Source organism: Pseudomonas sp. TH49, assembly GCF_016650625.1.
In the GTDB taxonomy this organism is placed as follows: domain Bacteria; phylum Pseudomonadota; class Gammaproteobacteria; order Pseudomonadales; family Pseudomonadaceae; genus Aquipseudomonas; species Aquipseudomonas fluorescens_H.
Window position 1 is genome coordinate 1,985,860 of sequence record NZ_JAEKFL010000002.1, and the last position, 15,450, is coordinate 2,001,309.

The 15,450-nt window shown below is 60.6% G+C and carries 12 protein-coding genes; 5 read left to right on the forward strand and 7 right to left on the reverse strand.

All coding sequences use genetic code 11. The features are described 5' to 3' along the window. Window positions 1–95 precede the first annotated feature (95 nt). Together JFU48_RS26190 and uppP are read left to right on the forward strand one after the other, a co-directional pair. Window positions 96–1,943 carry a sigma-54-dependent Fis family transcriptional regulator gene (locus JFU48_RS26190; RefSeq protein ID WP_201138145.1) on the forward strand — a complete coding sequence of 616 codons (1,848 nt, stop codon included), beginning with the start codon at window positions 96–98 and terminating at the stop codon, window positions 1,941–1,943. A 253-nt stretch (window positions 1,944–2,196) separates the two neighbouring features. Further along, window positions 2,197–3,069: an undecaprenyl-diphosphatase UppP gene (gene uppP, locus JFU48_RS26195; RefSeq protein WP_201138146.1), complete on the forward strand. Its 873-nt coding sequence runs from the start codon at window positions 2,197–2,199 to the stop codon at window positions 3,067–3,069. Between the two features lie 63 nt (window positions 3,070–3,132). Here uppP and cysS read toward each other — a convergent pair whose 3' ends face one another. Together cysS and JFU48_RS26205 are read right to left on the reverse strand one after the other, a co-directional pair. Further along, entirely contained in the window at window positions 3,133–4,515 is a 1,383-nt protein-coding gene (gene cysS / locus JFU48_RS26200; RefSeq protein WP_128614803.1) for a cysteine--tRNA ligase, read from the reverse strand. A gap of 22 nt (window positions 4,516–4,537) precedes the next feature. Further along, window positions 4,538–6,238 (reverse strand): glutamine--tRNA ligase/YqeY domain fusion protein, encoded by a 1,701-nt coding sequence (locus JFU48_RS26205; protein ID WP_064586979.1) that lies wholly within the window; start codon window positions 6,236–6,238, stop codon window positions 4,538–4,540. A gap of 250 nt (window positions 6,239–6,488) precedes the next feature. Between JFU48_RS26205 and JFU48_RS26210 the strand changes: the two genes are divergently transcribed. Next, entirely contained in the window at window positions 6,489–6,995 is a 507-nt protein-coding gene (locus tag JFU48_RS26210; RefSeq protein ID WP_003223743.1) for a peptidylprolyl isomerase, read from the forward strand. Then, window positions 6,992–7,744 carry a UDP-2,3-diacylglucosamine diphosphatase gene (gene lpxH / locus JFU48_RS26215; protein WP_045122383.1) on the forward strand — a complete coding sequence of 251 codons (753 nt, stop codon included), beginning with the start codon at window positions 6,992–6,994 and terminating at the stop codon, window positions 7,742–7,744. The genes JFU48_RS26210 and lpxH overlap by 4 nt, the downstream gene beginning before the upstream one ends. A gap of 125 nt (window positions 7,745–7,869) precedes the next feature. On the opposite strand, the gene JFU48_RS26220 is transcribed toward lpxH, so the two are convergent. The 5 genes from JFU48_RS26220 to JFU48_RS26240 all read right to left on the reverse strand — a co-directional run bounded on the left by JFU48_RS26220 (window position 7,870) and on the right by JFU48_RS26240 (window position 14,282). Further along, entirely contained in the window at window positions 7,870–9,399 is a 1,530-nt protein-coding gene (locus JFU48_RS26220) for a DHA2 family efflux MFS transporter permease subunit (RefSeq protein ID WP_103485343.1), read from the reverse strand. 166 nt (window positions 9,400–9,565) lie between these two features. After that, on the reverse strand, window positions 9,566–10,768 hold the full coding sequence (locus JFU48_RS26225) for an HlyD family secretion protein (RefSeq protein WP_003223739.1): 1,203 nt from the start codon (window positions 10,766–10,768) through the stop codon (window positions 9,566–9,568). A 15-nt stretch (window positions 10,769–10,783) separates the two neighbouring features. Beyond that, complete coding sequence (locus JFU48_RS26230; RefSeq protein WP_103522140.1) at window positions 10,784–12,253, reverse strand: efflux transporter outer membrane subunit; 1,470 nt, start codon at window positions 12,251–12,253, stop codon at window positions 10,784–10,786. After that, a complete protein-coding gene (locus JFU48_RS26235; protein WP_045122382.1) occupies window positions 12,243–12,725 on the reverse strand; it encodes a MarR family winged helix-turn-helix transcriptional regulator in 483 nt (160 codons plus the stop codon). The genes JFU48_RS26230 and JFU48_RS26235 overlap by 11 nt, the downstream gene beginning before the upstream one ends. Before the next feature lie 237 nt (window positions 12,726–12,962). After that, entirely contained in the window at window positions 12,963–14,282 is a 1,320-nt protein-coding gene (locus tag JFU48_RS26240; protein WP_201138147.1) for a DUF308 domain-containing protein, read from the reverse strand. A gap of 528 nt (window positions 14,283–14,810) precedes the next feature. Here JFU48_RS26240 and JFU48_RS26245 point away from each other — a divergent pair. Further along, window positions 14,811–15,431, forward strand: a complete 621-nt coding sequence (locus JFU48_RS26245) for a fimbrial protein (RefSeq protein WP_242486721.1) — start codon at window positions 14,811–14,813, stop codon at window positions 15,429–15,431. Window positions 15,432–15,450: the final 19 nt, after the last annotated feature.

A 15,450-nucleotide genomic window follows, 5' to 3' on the forward strand; every position in this document is an offset into this window, starting at 1 on the left:
TTCGCGAGCAAGCCCGCTCCCACAGTTTTGATCTGGGTTGGTTTTGAAAGCAGTGCCATAACAACAATAAAAATGCCCTTCAGAGGCCCACCACCATGGCCGCACCTACCCCGCCGCTGTCCCACGACGCGATCGTCCAGAACTCCTGGCAACGGTGCCGCGCGTTCGGCCTCAGCCACCAAAGCAGCCCGGCGTTCGATCAATTGCCCGCCTCCGGCATCGCGCATTTACTTGAGCGTCATCATTCACTGGTGCAGACCACCCACCAGGAAGTCCTGCCCTATTACGAAAACATCCTCAGCAACTCCAATTGCCTGATCATGCTCGCCGACCATCAGGGCCAAGTGCTGACATCGTGGGGCACTCAGCGTTTTATCGAACCGCACCTCGCCCGTGGGTTTAGCGCCGGGGCGAGCTGGATGGAGCGCTCCAGCGGCACCAATGCGATCGGCACTGCGCTGGCCTGCGAACAAGCGGTGCACATCGAACACGATGAACATTTCCTTAAGGCCAATCGCTTCATGACCGGCTCCGCCGCGCCGATTTTCGACGCCGAGCGCAAGGTCATCGCCGTACTCGATGTGTCCAGTGACAGCTACCTGCCGCCCTCGCACACCCTGGGCATGGTCAAGATGATGAGCCAGACCGTGGAGAACCGGCTGATCCTCAACCTGTTCCACGGCCAGCACTTTCAACTGACCTTCAACACCGGGTTGAACAATCTCGACAGTCAGTGGGCGGGGTTGTTGATCTTCGATGAGAGCGGCCAGGTGCTGTCGGCCAACCGGCGGGCGGACAATCTGCTCGGCGTGCGCCTGTCGCGGGTCAGTGTCGAGAGCCTGTTCAACGTGTCGCTATTGGAGCTGTTGAATCAGCCTGACGGCTTGCCGTTCGCCCTGCAGACCACCGGGCGCAACCGTTTTCAGTGTTTATTGAAGCGCCCGCAACAGGCGCCGATTCAGGCTCGGGTATTTGCCGAACCCAAGCCCGCCGCAGCGCCGATCAAAGTGCCGGGAACGATCAGCCTCAGTTCCCTGCATTTTGGCGAGAGCCGCGTGGAAAAAGCCGTGCGCCAGGCCGAGCGCCTATTGGAGAAAGACATTCCGCTGCTGATCCACGGCGAAACCGGGGTTGGCAAAGAAGTCTTCGTCAAAGCCCTGCATCAGGCCAGCTCACGCAGCAAACAGGCATTTATCGCCGTCAACTGCGCGGCGATCCCGGCCGAACTGGTGGAGTCGGAACTGTTCGGCTATGAAAAAGGTGCGTTCACCGGCGCCAACCAGAAAGGCAGCATCGGCCTGATCCGCAAGGCTGACAAAGGCACCCTGTTCCTCGACGAAATCGGCGACATGCCGCTGCCCACTCAGGCGCGGTTGCTGCGGGTGTTGCAGGAGCGCTGCGTGCAACCGGTGGGCAGCAGCGAGTTGTTCGCGGTGGACTTGCGGATCATCTCGGCGACTAACCGCTCGCTCAGGGAGCAGGTGCAACTGGGGCGGTTCCGCGAAGATTTGTACTACCGCATCGGTGGGCTGACCCTGGAACTGCCACCGTTGCGCGAGCGCAGCGATAAGGAGGCGCTGTTCAAACGCCTGTGGGAGCAACATCGCGAACCGACGCAATGGGCCGGGCTGAGCCGCGAGGTGCTGGAGCTGTTCATCCGTCATCCATGGCCGGGCAATCTGCGCCAGGTCAGCAGCGTGATGCAGGTGGCACTGGCGATGGCCGAGGAACAACCGGTGCGGCCGGAGCATCTGCCGGATGATTTTTTTGTCGATCTGGAGATGGAGCCGGTGGAGTTGGCGCCGCCGCTAGGGGTTGATCTGAACGATGCCGAGGCGTTGAGCCGCGAATTGCTGGCGGCTGGGGGCAATATTTCGCATCTGGCGCGGCGGTTGGGGGTTAGTCGTAACACCCTTTACAAGCGCTTGCGTCAGGCTGAGTGACAGGGTGGCTGAACCGGCCTCTTCGCGAGCAAGCCCGCTCCCACAGGGGATCAGTGTCGTAATCAAAAATCAGACATGACAAAAATCCAATGTGGGAGCGGGCTTGCTCGCGAAGGCGCCAGCCCAGTCACCCCACAACTATCAAACCGCCCCCATTGACCGAACCGACTAGACTGTGACGAAATGTTTCAGTTTTTCGCCATGCCATTGATTCAGACACCTCCCTCCTCCTGATTTTCACAGGATAAGTGCTTTGACCAACATCTGTTCCACCGGCCTTGATATCGGTTTCGCCTCGCTGGATTACCTGCAGATCGGCTTCCTCGGCATTATTCAAGGCATCACCGAGTTGCTGCCCGTTTCCTCCACCGCGCATATGCGCATCGTCCCGGCCCTGCTCGGCTGGCCGGATCCCGGCTCGGCGTTTTCCGCGGCCATGCAGCTGGCTGCACTGGCGGCGGTGGTCAGTTATTTCTGGCGCGATGTCAAGCAAGTGGTCGGTGGCAGCGTCGAGGCGGTGCGCCAACGGGATTTCAACAACCGCTGGTTCATTCTCGCGGTGGCCATCGTGCTGGCGACCATACCCATCGGCATTGCCGGCATTGCGCTGTCCTCGACGCTCAACGCCTGCAACTCGCCCCTTCGCGGCCTGATGGTGATCGGGATTTCCTGCGTGGTCATGGCGGTTCTGCTGGCCGCTGCCGAACTGTCGTGCCGGCATCGGCGCACCGTGGACGAAATGCGTCTGCGCGATGCGCTGATCGTCGGCATTGCGCAGATTGGCGCGTTGATTCCCGGGGTGTCGCGCTCCGGCTCGACGCTGACGGCAGCGTTGTTTCTCAACTTCAAGCGTGAAGAAGCGGCGCGGTTCTCGTTCCTGCTCGGGCTGCCGGCGATTGCCCTCGCCGGTTTGAAAGAGTTGTGGGTGTTGTTCCACGCCGATCTTCCAGCAGCCGTTTGGGGACACCTGATTTTTGGTCTGGTGATTGCCAGCATCTCGGCGTTCTTCGCGATCTGGGGCCTGATGCGTTTTCTGGAGAAATTCTCCACCTGGCCATTCGTCATCTACCGCGCGGTGCTGGGGATTTTCCTGATCGTCGCGGTCAGCACCGGGGCCTTGAGCTAACCCCACCCTCTAGATAAAACAAAACCCGCACAAGGCGGGTTTTGTTTTAAGCGGATCAAGCAATCAGTCAGCCAGACGCCAGGTCGTGCCGCCCTTGCCGTCTTCCAGCACCACGCCCATGGCGGTGAGCTGGTCGCGGATGCGGTCGGATTCGGCCCAGTCCTTGCCGGCGCGTGCCGCCAGACGTGCTGCAATCAGTGCGTCGACTTCAGCGGCATCGACACGCCCTTCGGCGCCCGCTTGCAGGAAGTCATCGGCTTCCAGTTGCAACACACCCAGCACGCTCGCCAGTTCTTTCAGACGTGCCGCCAGACCGGCCGCTGCATCGAGATCGCTCTCGCGCAGGCGGTTGATCTCACGCACCATCTCGAACAGCACCGCGCAGGCTTCGGGGGTGCCGAAGTCGTCGTTCATCACCGTGGTGAAACGCTCGACGAAGGCTTCGCCGCCGGCCGGGGCGACGCTCGGCAGGCCTTTCAGCGCGTGGTAGAAACGCTCGAGAGCGCCCTTGGCGTCCTTGAGGTTGTCTTCCGAGTAGTTGATCGCGCTACGGTAGTGGCTCGACACCAGCAGGTAACGCACGACTTCCGGGTGGTACTTGTCGAGCACGTCGCGAATGGTGAAGAAGTTGTTCAAGGACTTGGACATCTTCTCGCCATTGATACGGATCATGCCGCAATGCATCCACGCGTTGGCGTAGGTCTTGCCGGTGGCCGCTTCGCTTTGGGCGATTTCGTTTTCATGGTGCGGGAACTCGAGGTCGCTGCCGCCGCCATGAATGTCGAAGGTCTCGCCGAGGCAGCAGGTGGACATCACCGAGCACTCGATGTGCCAGCCCGGACGCCCGGCGCCCCACGGCGATTCCCAGCTCGGCTCGCCCGGCTTGGCGGCTTTCCACAGGACGAAGTCCAGCGGATCTTCTTTCGACTCGTCGACTTCGATGCGCGCACCGATGCGCAGGTCTTCGATCTTCTTGCGCGACAGCTTGCCGTAGCCCATGAACTTGGCGACGCGGTAGTACACGTCGCCATTGCCCGGGGCGTAAGCAAAGCCCTTGTCGATCAGGGTCTGGATCATCGCGTGCATGCCCGGAATATGATCCGTGGCACGCGGCTCCATGTCCGGCTTCTTGATGTTCAGGCGCGCTTCGTCTTCGTGCATCGCCGCGATCATGCGCTCGGTCAGCGCGTCGAACGACTCACCGTTCTCGCGGGCACGATTGATGATCTTGTCGTCGATGTCGGTGATGTTGCGCACGTAGGTCAGGTCGTAACCGCTGAACCGCAACCAGCGGGTCACCAGGTCGAACGCGACCATGCTGCGGCCGTGGCCGAGGTGGCAGTAGTCGTACACGGTCATGCCGCACACGTACATGCGCACCTTGTTGCCATCCAGCGGCTTGAAGACTTCTTTGCTCTTGGTGAGCGTGTTGTAGATCGTCAGCACTTTATATTTCCTTGACGCTAAATCACTGGCCCCACGAATCACGCAGGGTCACGGTACGGTTGAATACCGGCTGACCTGGTTTCGAGTCCTTGATGTCGGCGACGAAGTAGCCTTCGCGCTCGAACTGGAAACGGTCTTCCGGCTGTGCATTGCCCAGCGATGGCTCAGCACGACAACCGGTCAGCACTTGCAGTGAGTCAGGGTTGATGTTGTCGAGGAAACTCGCGCTGTCTTCGGCCTTCTCCGGGTTCGGAGAACGGAACAGGCGATCGTACAGACGCACTTCGCACTCGATGCTGGCAGCCGCCGGCACCCAGTGGATCACGCCTTTGACCTTGCGGCCTTCAGGGTTCTTGCCGAGGGTGTCCGGATCGTACGAGCAACGCAGCTCGACGATGTTGCCGTCGGCGTCCTTGATCGCTTCGTCGGCACGGATCACGTAGCTGCCACGCAGACGCACTTCGCCGTTCGGCTCCAGGCGCTTGTAGCCCTTTGGCGGTTCTTCCATGAAGTCATCGCGGTCGATGTAGATTTCACGGGCGAACGGCAGCTTGCGCACGCCGAGTTCCTCTTTCTGCGGATGACGCGGCAGTTCGAGGTTTTCGACCTGGTCTTGCGGGTAGTTGGTGATCACGACTTTCAACGGACGCAACACGCACATGGCGCGCGGGGCGTTCGCGTCGAGGTCCTGACGGATGCTGAACTCAAGCATGCCGAAGTCGACCACGCCGTCGGAACGGTTGGTGCCGATCATGTCGCAGAAGTTGCGGATCGAAGCCGGCGTGTAGCCACGGCGACGGAAGCCGGACAGCGTCGACATGCGCGGGTCGTCCCAGCCGTTGACGTGCTTTTCATCGACCAGTTGCTTGAGCTTGCGCTTGCTGGTGATGGTGTAGTTCAGGTTCAGACGGCTGAATTCGTACTGGCGCGGGTTGGCCGGCACCGGCAGGTTTTCCAGGAACCACTCGTACAGCGGACGATGGCTTTCGAATTCCAGGGTGCAGATCGAGTGGGTGATGCCTTCGATGGCGTCGGACTGACCGTGGGTGAAGTCATAGTTCGGGTAGATGCACCACTTGTCACCGGTCTGATGGTGATGGGCGTGGCGGATGCGGTACATGATCGGGTCGCGCAGGTTCATGTTCGGCGAGGCCATGTCGATCTTCGCGCGCAGCACGCGGGCGCCGTCCGGGAACTCACCGGCACGCATGCGTGCGAACCAGTCGAGGTTCTCTTCCACCGAACGGTCGCGGAACGGGCTGTTCTTGCCCGGCTCGGTCAGGCTGCCACGGTATTCCTTGGCCTGCTCAGGGGTCAGGTCGTCGACGTAGGCCTTGCCGGCCTTGATCAGCTCGACCGCCCAGTCATGCAACTGGTCGAAATACTGCGAGGCGTAGCGCACTTCGCCGGACCACTCGAAGCCCAGCCATTTGACGTCGCTTTCGATCGCGTCGATGTATTCCTGGTCTTCCTTGGCCGGGTTGGTGTCGTCGAAACGCAGGTGCGTCACGCCACCGAACTCCTGGGCCAGGCCGAAGTTCACGCAGATCGACTTGGCATGGCCGATGTGCAGGTAGCCGTTGGGCTCAGGCGGAAAACGGGTGACGATCTGGGTGTGCTTGCCCGAGTCCAGGTCTGCCTGGATGATCGGCCGCAGGAAATTGACCGGCACGGCAGGGCCGGACTTGGCATTCGAGGTAGGGTCGACAGTGGGCTTGCTCATAGGATCCTTGACTTACATGTGCGCGGCCGCAAAGGGGGCCAGACAAAACAAAGCCGCTATCATAGCCGATGCTGTCAAGGGCCTGACAGAGCGCGGCCTATAAAGGAGCGCATTTAATCGCCGGGATATGAAAAACAGCCTCGAAATTCGCGCCTGTCACGCTAAACTGCGCACCTTGGCCGATGCAGGCTGAACCGGTCATGGGGCTGAATGTCCCATAACCACGAATTCCTTATAAAGAGTAGCGATCATGACTCAAGTCAAACTGACCACCAACTACGGCGACATCGTCATCGAACTGGACGCGGAAAAAGCGCCGATCACCGCTGCCAACTTCCTCGAATACGTTAAAAACGGTCACTACGAGAACGTGATTTTCCACCGCGTCATCAAGGGTTTCATGATCCAGGGCGGCGGTTTCGAGCCTGGCATGCAGGAAAAGAAAGACAAGCGCCCGAGCATCCAGAACGAAGCCGACAACGGCCTGAAGAACGAGAAGTACACCCTGGCCATGGCCCGCACCATGGATCCACATTCGGCCTCGGCGCAGTTCTTTATCAACGCCACCAACAACAGCTTCCTCAACCACACCGCCAAGACCGCTCAGGGCTGGGGTTATGCCGTGTTCGGTAAAGTCGTTGCCGGTACCGATGTCGTCGACAAGATCGAAGCCGTTGCCACCACTTCCAAGGCCGGTCACCAGGACGTGCCGAAAGACGACGTGATCATCGAGAAAGCCGAGATCATCGAAGCGTGATATTGCTGATTTCAGACTTGCATCTGGAAGAGGAGCGCCCGGACATCACCCGGGCGTTTCTGGATTTGCTCGCCGGACGCGCCCGCTCGGCGAGTGCGTTGTACATCTTGGGCGACTTTTTCGAGGCGTGGATTGGCGACGATGCCATGACGCCCTTCCAGCGTTCCATCTGCCAGGCCCTTCGCCAATTGAGCGACAGCGGCACGGCGATTTTTCTGATGCACGGCAACCGCGACTTCCTGCTCGGCAAGGCCTTCTGCAAAGAAGCCGGCTGCACGCTGTTGAAGGACCCGAGTGTCGTGCAGTTTTACGGCGAGCCGGTGTTGTTGATGCACGGCGACAGCCTGTGCACCCGCGATGTCGGCTATATGAAGCTGCGGCGCTACCTGCGCAACCCGATCACCCTGTTCATCCTGCGCCACCTGCCGCTGAGCACCCGCCACAAACTGGCGCGCAAGCTGCGCAGCGAAAGCCGTGCGCAGGTGCGGATGAAGGCCAATGACATCGTCGATGTCACGCCGGAAGAGATTCCGCGGATCATGCAGCAATACGGAGTGAAAACCCTGATCCACGGCCACACCCATCGTCCGGCGATCCACAAGCTGCAGCTCGGTGAGCAGGCAGCCAAGCGGATTGTGCTGGGGGACTGGGATCGTCAGGGTTGGGCGTTGCAGGTGGATGAGAACGGGTATGCCCTGGCACCGTTCGACTTCGCCCCGCCACCACAACTGGCAGCACCTGCCAACTGACACAACACAAAACCCAATGTGGGAGCGGGCTTGCTCGCGAAGGCGGTGGTTCAGTCGACATCTCTGCTGAATGACACACCGCTTTCGCGAGCAAGCCCGCTCCCACATTTTTGACCGCGTTTTGCTCAGTGACCGCTGGCAGCCGGGCCGGCCTTCGCCGCAAACGGCGGTTTCGCCAGCCACACAATCAGAATCAGCCCCATGAACCCCCAGCCCAGCAACGTGAAGTAATCCACGGTGGAGAGCATGTACGCCTGGCTGGTGAGGATCTGATCCATCTGCGCGTACGCCGATTGGCTCGCGCCGCCTAAATGATTCAACGTCTCGCGGGTCGCCGGCTCGAAGGTGCTGATGCTTTCGCTCATGTAGGCATGATGCTGATTGGCGCGGCGAATCCAGATCCACGTGGTCAGCGATGCCGCAAAGCTACCGCCCAAGGTCCGCAGGAACGTCGCAAGCCCCGCACCGTCGGCAATCTGGCTCGGCGGCAGGTCGGACATCAGGATGCTCAGGGTCGGCATGAAGAACAGTGCCACGCCGATACCCATGAACAGCTGCACCAGAGCGATGTGCTGGAAGTCCACCTGGTTGGTGAATCCGGCGCGCATGAAACAGCTCAGGCCAATCGCCAGGAACGCCAGACCGGCCAACAGGCGCAAGTCGAACTTGTTCGCGTACTTGCCGACAAACGGCGACAGCAGCACCGGCAGAATGCCGATCGGCGCCACGGCCAGACCGGCCCAGGTCGCGGTGTAACCCATCTGCGTTTGCAGCCACTGCGGCAGGATCAGGTTGATGCCGAAGAACCCGGCGTAACCCAGCACCAGCACCAGCGTGCCGATGCGGAAGTTGCGGTAAGCGAACAACCGCAGGTTCACCACCGGGTGCTGGTCGGTCATTTCCCAGATGACGAACACCGCCAGGGCGATCACCGAAATCGCCGCGCCGATGATGATGAAGTTCGATTCGAACCAGTCCAGGTCATTGCCCTTGTCGAGGATCACCTGCAACGCGCCGACGCCGATGATCAGCGAGATCAGGCCGACGTAATCCATTGGTTGGCGACTGGTTTCCACCGGACGCTTGGCCAGTTGCGAGCGCACCACCATCACCGCGAAGATGCCGATCGGTACGTTAATGAAGAAGATCCACGGCCAGCTATAGCTGTCGGTGATCCAGCCGCCGAGAATCGGCCCGGCAATTGGCGCAACCACCGTGACCATCGCCAGCAATGCCAGGGCCATGCCGCGCCTCGCGGGGGGATAGACCGCAATCAACAGGGTCTGTGTCATCGGGTACAGCGGCCCGGCCACCAGGCCTTGCAGCACACGGAAGCCGATCAGTTCCGGCATCGACGTGGAGATACCACAGAGAAACGAGGCCAGCACAAACAGAATGGTCGCCCAGAGAAACAGCTTCACCTCGCCGAAACGCCGACTGAGCCAACCGGTCAGCGGCAGCGCAATGGCGTTGCTCACGGCAAACGAGGTGATGACCCAGGTGCCCTGCTCCGAACTCACGCCCAGGTTGCCGGAAATGGTCGGCAAGGCCACGTTGGCAATGGTGGTGTCGAGCACTTGCATGAAAGTCGCCAGCGACAGGCCGATGGTGCTGAGCAACAGGCTGGGCGGCGTGAAAGAGGCGTTATTGCTCATTGTGAATCCTATGAAACCGGGTTGACGCTATGGGAGCGCGCTTTTTGTGGCGAGGGAGCTTGCTCCCGCTGGGCCGCGAAGCGGCCCTAAAAGCTTCACGACTGCTTCGCAGCCGAGCGGGAGCAAGCTCCCTCGCCACAAAAGCCCGCACCTGAAGGGTGTGACCTTAGCGTTGCGCGGTCTTGCTCACCGCTGCGCTGTTGTCGTGGATCAGCTGCGCAATCATCGCGTCGGCTTCGGCCAGTTGCTGCTCGTAGACGTTGGTGCTGAACGAGGCCTTTTGCGGCGGTTGCTGGGCCAGCACCGGACCGCTCTGGTCGTGCAGGTTCACTTCAACGTTGGTCGACAGACCGACCCGCAGCGGATGCTTGGCCAGCTCTTCGGCGTTGATGTGAATCCGCACCGGCACACGCTGGACGATCTTGATCCAGTTACCGGTGGCGTTCTGCGCCGGCAACAGAGCAAACGCACTGCCGGTACCGGCGCCGAGGCTGTCGACGGTGCCGCTGTACTTCACGCTGCTGCCGTAGATGTCAGACTCGATGTCCACCGGTTGGCCGATGCGCATGTCACGCAGTTGGGTTTCCTTGAAATTGGCGTCGATCCACAGCTGATCCAGCGGGATCACCGCCATCAGCGCGGTGCCCGGCTGTACGCGCTGACCGAGTTGCACGGTACGTTTGGCGACGTAACCGGTGACCGGCGCAATCAGGGTGCTGCGAGCGTTGGTCAGGTAGGCCTGACGCAGTTCAGCAGCAGCCTGCATCACGTCCGGGTGCGACGAAACCACGGTGTCATCGACCAGCGCGCTGGTGGTTTTCAGTTGCTGTTTGGCGTTGGCCAGGGCGTTTTGCGCCGAGGTCAGGTCATCGCGGGCGTGAGACAGTTCTTCCTGGGAAATCGCGCCGCCAGCAGCGAGGTTTTTCCGCCGGTTGTAATTGTCCTGGGCCTTCTGCACTTCAGCCTGTTGCGCGTTGACCTGGGCTTTCATGCCGTCGACGTTGCTGTACAGGCCGCGCACCTGACGCACGGTACGCGCCAGTTTCGCCTGGGCACTTTGCAGACCGACTTCGGCATCGTTGGGGTCGAAGTTGATCAGCACCTGGCCTTCGTGGACCAGATCGCCATCGTCAGCGCCAATGCTGACCACGGTGCCGGTGACCAGCGGGGTGATCTCAACGACGTTGCCGTTGACGTAGGCGTCGTCGGTGCTTTCGTTGAAGCGCCCGATGAATTCGTGATACGCCCACACGCCGGCCCCGGCGAGCAGAACCACGACGGCCAGCACCAGCAGCATGACTTTGCGCTTGCGTGGATTACCGGTGTCGGGGGTGTTGTCTTGAGTTTGAGTGTTTTCGGCGGTGGCCATGACAAATACCTGAAATTAGTTGTGCGACGTGGCTGGGGTGGCGTTGGCTGCGGTCAGGGTTTCACCCTGAAAGCCGCCGCCCAGCGCTTGCATCAGTTGAATCGACAGGTCGATCTGCTCGGCATTGAGGTTGGCCAGCTGACGCTGGGCCTGCAGCAATTGCTGCTCGATGCTGAGCACGTCCAGGTAGTTGCCGATGCCGGAACCGTAACGCTGGACGACGGTGTTGTAAGAGTCCTGGGCAATCTCGGTGGCGTGTTGCTGCGCACCGATCTGCCGGCCGATGTCACGCAACTGGTTGATCGTGTCGCTGACATCACCCAGTGCTTTCACCAGGCTTTTGTTGTACTGCGCCACTGCCAGATCGTAATCGGCGTCGCGCGCATCAAGGTTGGCGCGCAGGCGCCCGCCGTCGAAGATCGGCACCGAGATGGTCGGGGCGATGCTGAAGAAGCGACTGGCCGACCCGAACATTGCGTCACCCAACAAGGATTCGGCACCGGCAGACGCCGTAAGGTTCAGGTTGGGATAGAAGCGGGTTTTCGCCGAGTCGATGTCTTTGCTCGCCGCCTCTACGCGCCAGCGCGCAGCGACCAGATCCGGACGCCGACCGAGCAGTTCCGCCGGCAATACCGACGGCACCGCCACGGCGCTGGCTTGCAGGACTTTCGGCCGGGCAATTTCGTTGCCGCGATCCGGGCCTTTGCCGAGCAGCACGGCCAGGGCGATTTTCGCGCTGTTCAAGCGTTTTTCGGCATCGATCAGGCTGGCTTCGGAACTGGCTTCCAGACTCTGGGTTTGCTGGAACTGGTACTGGCTGTCGATCCCGGCACTCAAGCGGCGCTGGCTCAGATCGAGCATCTGTTTGGTGCGTTTCAGATCGTCGTTGGCCAGGTCGTAGACAATGTGCGCCTGCCCCAGATCGCTGTAGGCCCGGGCCACGTCGGCGGCGAGGGTCAATTGCGCGGCCTGACGGTCGACTTCCGCAGCACGGGCCTGACCGAGAGCGGCTTCCCAGGCATCTCGCTGGCCGCCCCACAGGTCGAAGTTATAATTGAAACCGGCGCTGATATTGCGCACGGTGGCATAGGCATCGCCCTTGCCCAGCGGATCCTGGTCCTTGGCCAGACGCGAGCGGCTGATACCGGCGCTGGCGTCGAGGGTCGGATAGCGTTCGGCATCGGCAGCATACGCGGCGGCGCTGGCCTGATGCGCGCGGGCTTCAGCAATTTGCATGTCCGGGCTGTCGTGCAGGGCTTCGCGGATCAGACCGTCGAGTTGTGGGTCGCCAAGGCTGGTCCACCAGTCGCTTTTCGGCCATGCCGCCGGCGACAGGGTCACACCGTTGAGGGACTGGCCGACTTTCAGGCTTTTCGCATCAAGATTTTTGCCTTGAGTGTCGAGGCCGCTGTAATTGGCGCAGCCGGCGAGGATCATCGCCGACAGCACCAGGGTCAGGCTGCTGCGCAAGGTTTTACTGCTCATTGTGTTCACCTAAGCGCTGGATGGTGATCGGGTCACCGGCGGCCAGCAGGATTTTCTTGAGGATGTATTCCAGGGTCTTCAACTCGTCCGTAGTGACGGCGCCGGCCAGTTCATTCATTGCATCGGCGCCGATGTGCGGCAGACGATCGGCCAGTTGCTGGCCCTGCTCGGTGAGTTTGAGCTGCACCTGACGGCGATCGCCTTCACTGCGTTGGCGAGCCAGGAAACCTTTCTGTTCCAGACGATCGAGCATGCGTGTCATCGAACCGCTGTCGAGCGACAGATGCCGGCACAGCTCGGCCGGAGTATCGACGCCGTACTGGGCCATGATGATCAACACCTTGAACTGCGCGGCGGTGATACCGTGGGGGTCCATGTGGGTGTCGATGATCTTGTCCTTGAGCAGCGCGGCACGGCCCAGCAACAGGCCGAGATGGCAATGCTTGAATTCGTCCGGGGTGAAATGCTTCATGTGCTCACCTAATAACTGCCTAGGCAGTGAATGTATGTCGAGATGTTACTGCCTAGGCAGCGAATGTCAACGTAATAGTTAGGTTGCTTTGTAATTAGTTGACCAGTGGAGTGGGTTTTTGTGTTGCCCGCACTGACGCTTTCGCGAGCAAGCTCGCTCCCACAGGGATCTCATGCATACATGGATCAATGTGGGAGCGAGCTTGCTCGCGAAGGCAGCGACTGGGTGTAACGTCGGTCAGGATTTGTCGGAAGGATGCACAGATGGCGGCTGGAGGGGATGCACTTCGCGCCCGCGCAAGGCCGTCAGCGCATAACCGCAAGCGCGTTTGATCACCGCATACATGCTGTGCCAGCCCGGCGGTGCCGGCTCGATGGCGGCATGCAACGCCCGTGCATAATCGAGCACCAGACCGGGCGTCCAGGCCATCACTTCGGCGCGTTTACGCACCTGCGCCGCCACCCAGAACTCGGGGCTGAGGATCACTCTGGCGAAATCGAGCATGCTCGAGTGCCCGCGATTCATCGCCCCTTCAAGGGCTGCTTCGAGGCTGTGGGCGACGGCACTCGAGCAGTTGCGGCTGGTGAGGTTGTATGTGCTGTTCTGTCGATACTCAGCCCAGAACGCCTGCAACCGCCGGGCGTCATAGTGAGCAAAACTGACCTGAACCGAAGACGGACACCAGTCCGCCACCTCACCCGCATAGTCAGACAGAAACCGGCCGGCGACATCATTGTTCGGCGTCGCCCGCAGCAAACGCACGAAATCCCCCGCCGAACGATCGATGTCATCCAGCGGGTAATGGCTGATGTAAATATCCGGGCCGCATTCCAGGGCCGCGTGGCCGGCAGAAATCACACCGTTGATGTCGACCGCTGCGATATAGCGGTTGAGCAGACGGTTGCGCACCAGGGTGTCATCAACGGTGCCGCTGGGTGTCCAGACATGGATCACCAGCGCGGTGCTGGGGGCCGGCCCACCGACCGAGGCCGGACTAGCCAACGGCGGCTGGTGCTTGAAGCGCAGTGATTGACGCAACAACGCGCAGCCTGAAAGAAAGATGCTCATGCCAATGCAGAACGGCACCGTGCCCTTATACAGCGTCGGATACGGTTCAAGGATGAACAGGCCAAAGGTGATTTCGAACAATCCGGTGAGCAGTGACAGTCGCCAACCGACAAAGCGCACCACCACCGCCGCCGCCAGCCGAAAGCCGCCATCGAGCAGAAACGCCACACCGAACAGCACTGCCAGAATCAGGCTGGCGACATGTTGTCGGTCGACGATCAGCAGCCCAAGCAGCAGGAACGCCAGACCGCGCGCCTTGCGCAAAGCGGCGGCGGTGCCGGTCTGCGGTGCCGGCACCAACAGAATGATCAGGGCCTCGAGTAACAGCAGATAGCCAAAGACATGCAGCGGAAAATACAGCACGCCGTCCAGCGCATCGATAAAGATCGCCACCCCGGCCGCGCCCCAGACAATGCCGGTCACCGCCAGTGCTGACCAACGCTTGCGGACAAAGTCATTACCGAGCAAGACCATACTCAAGCGGACCATAGGCGCTTCCTGTTGCATTGGGGCAGTTGCAACCTACCGGGATTTCAGGCTTCGCTGAGTCTAATACATCCTCAAATTTCCGAAGCGCGGACGCGCTTTCTAGGAATCGCCTGATGTCACTCGGCAGACCCCGTGTTTAACGTACGGTCCTCCCTGGCCAACACGAATAGCCTTTTCATGAAGCGATCAAAACTTCAGCGCCCCATGCACACCCTGGCTGCGGTGACGTTACTGACGTGCGCGTCGGACGCGATAGCGGCGAATTGCACATTCAACGGTTCTTCCCGCACCCAAACGCTCAACTTTGGCGCAAGCCTTGCCAATGGTGGCCTGACAATCCCCGCCGACACACCCGATGGCACAGTGGTCTACCAGGACACCGCGCAGCAATCGAGCTCGCACAGCTGGTCGTGCAGCGCAACTTCGCAATACGGCGTAGCAGTCAATCCCGCGCTAGGCACCCCACCCAGTAACGTAACGACCTTTCCCTTGGGCAAGACCGGGCTCTCGTTCCGTATCTGGATGGATATGTTAAGTCGCTATGAGCCCTCCCTGTTTGCGATCAGCTCAACCTACTACGGCATCGGAGCCGGTACGGTCAGACTGGAAATCGTCAAGACCGGCCCACTGGCGTCGCAAGTCAGGATTGATGCCGGCAATCTGGGCAACCTGCAGTCCGGTGAGCTGATCCTGAACAGGTTTAATCTGGCCAATGCACTGGTACTGAATGCAGCCTCCTGCCAGACCCCGTCCGTACCGGTGGCCATGGGCGATGATTATCAACTCAACGAGTTCAGTCAGGCTGGCGCAACACCGCGCACGGTGCGATTCAACATTGGCCTGAACCAGTGCCAGACCGGCATCAAGAAAGTCACCTACTCGCTCAAGGCCAATACCACGGTGATCGATGCGGCCAAAGGCATCGTCGCGCTCAATGACAGCTCCACCGCCAAGGGCATCGGCCTGCAATTGATGAATGACGCCGGGCAGCCCATGGCCTTGGGCACCACCTACCCGTTCGACGCGTTCACCAGCACCGGCACCGACTTCAAGATTCCTTTGTCGGCTTCGTATTACCGTCTGCCGACAGATGAACTCAAGGCCGGCAGTGCCAACACCGAGGTCACCTTCATCGTCAACTACCTTTAAATCTAAGGATCGTCTGATG

Coding starts and splice junctions, on each gene's coding strand:
- JFU48_RS26220 (WP_103485343.1), bottom strand. CDS start 9,399: ATGAGCAATAACGCCTCTTTCACGCCGCCCAGCCTGTTGCTCAGCACC.
- JFU48_RS26245 (WP_242486721.1), top strand. CDS start 14,811: ATGTTAAGTCGCTATGAGCCCTCCCTGTTTGCGATCAGCTCAACCTAC.
- JFU48_RS26235 (WP_045122382.1), bottom strand. CDS start 12,725: ATGAAGCATTTCACCCCGGACGAATTCAAGCATTGCCATCTCGGCCTG.
- JFU48_RS26190 (WP_201138145.1), top strand. CDS start 96: ATGGCCGCACCTACCCCGCCGCTGTCCCACGACGCGATCGTCCAGAAC.
- JFU48_RS26210 (WP_003223743.1), top strand. CDS start 6,489: ATGACTCAAGTCAAACTGACCACCAACTACGGCGACATCGTCATCGAA.
- JFU48_RS26240 (WP_201138147.1), bottom strand. CDS start 14,282: ATGGTCCGCTTGAGTATGGTCTTGCTCGGTAATGACTTTGTCCGCAAG.
- JFU48_RS26205 (WP_064586979.1), bottom strand. CDS start 6,238: ATGAGCAAGCCCACTGTCGACCCTACCTCGAATGCCAAGTCCGGCCCT.
- JFU48_RS26225 (WP_003223739.1), bottom strand. CDS start 10,768: ATGGCCACCGCCGAAAACACTCAAACTCAAGACAACACCCCCGACACC.
- JFU48_RS26230 (WP_103522140.1), bottom strand. CDS start 12,253: ATGAGCAGTAAAACCTTGCGCAGCAGCCTGACCCTGGTGCTGTCGGCG.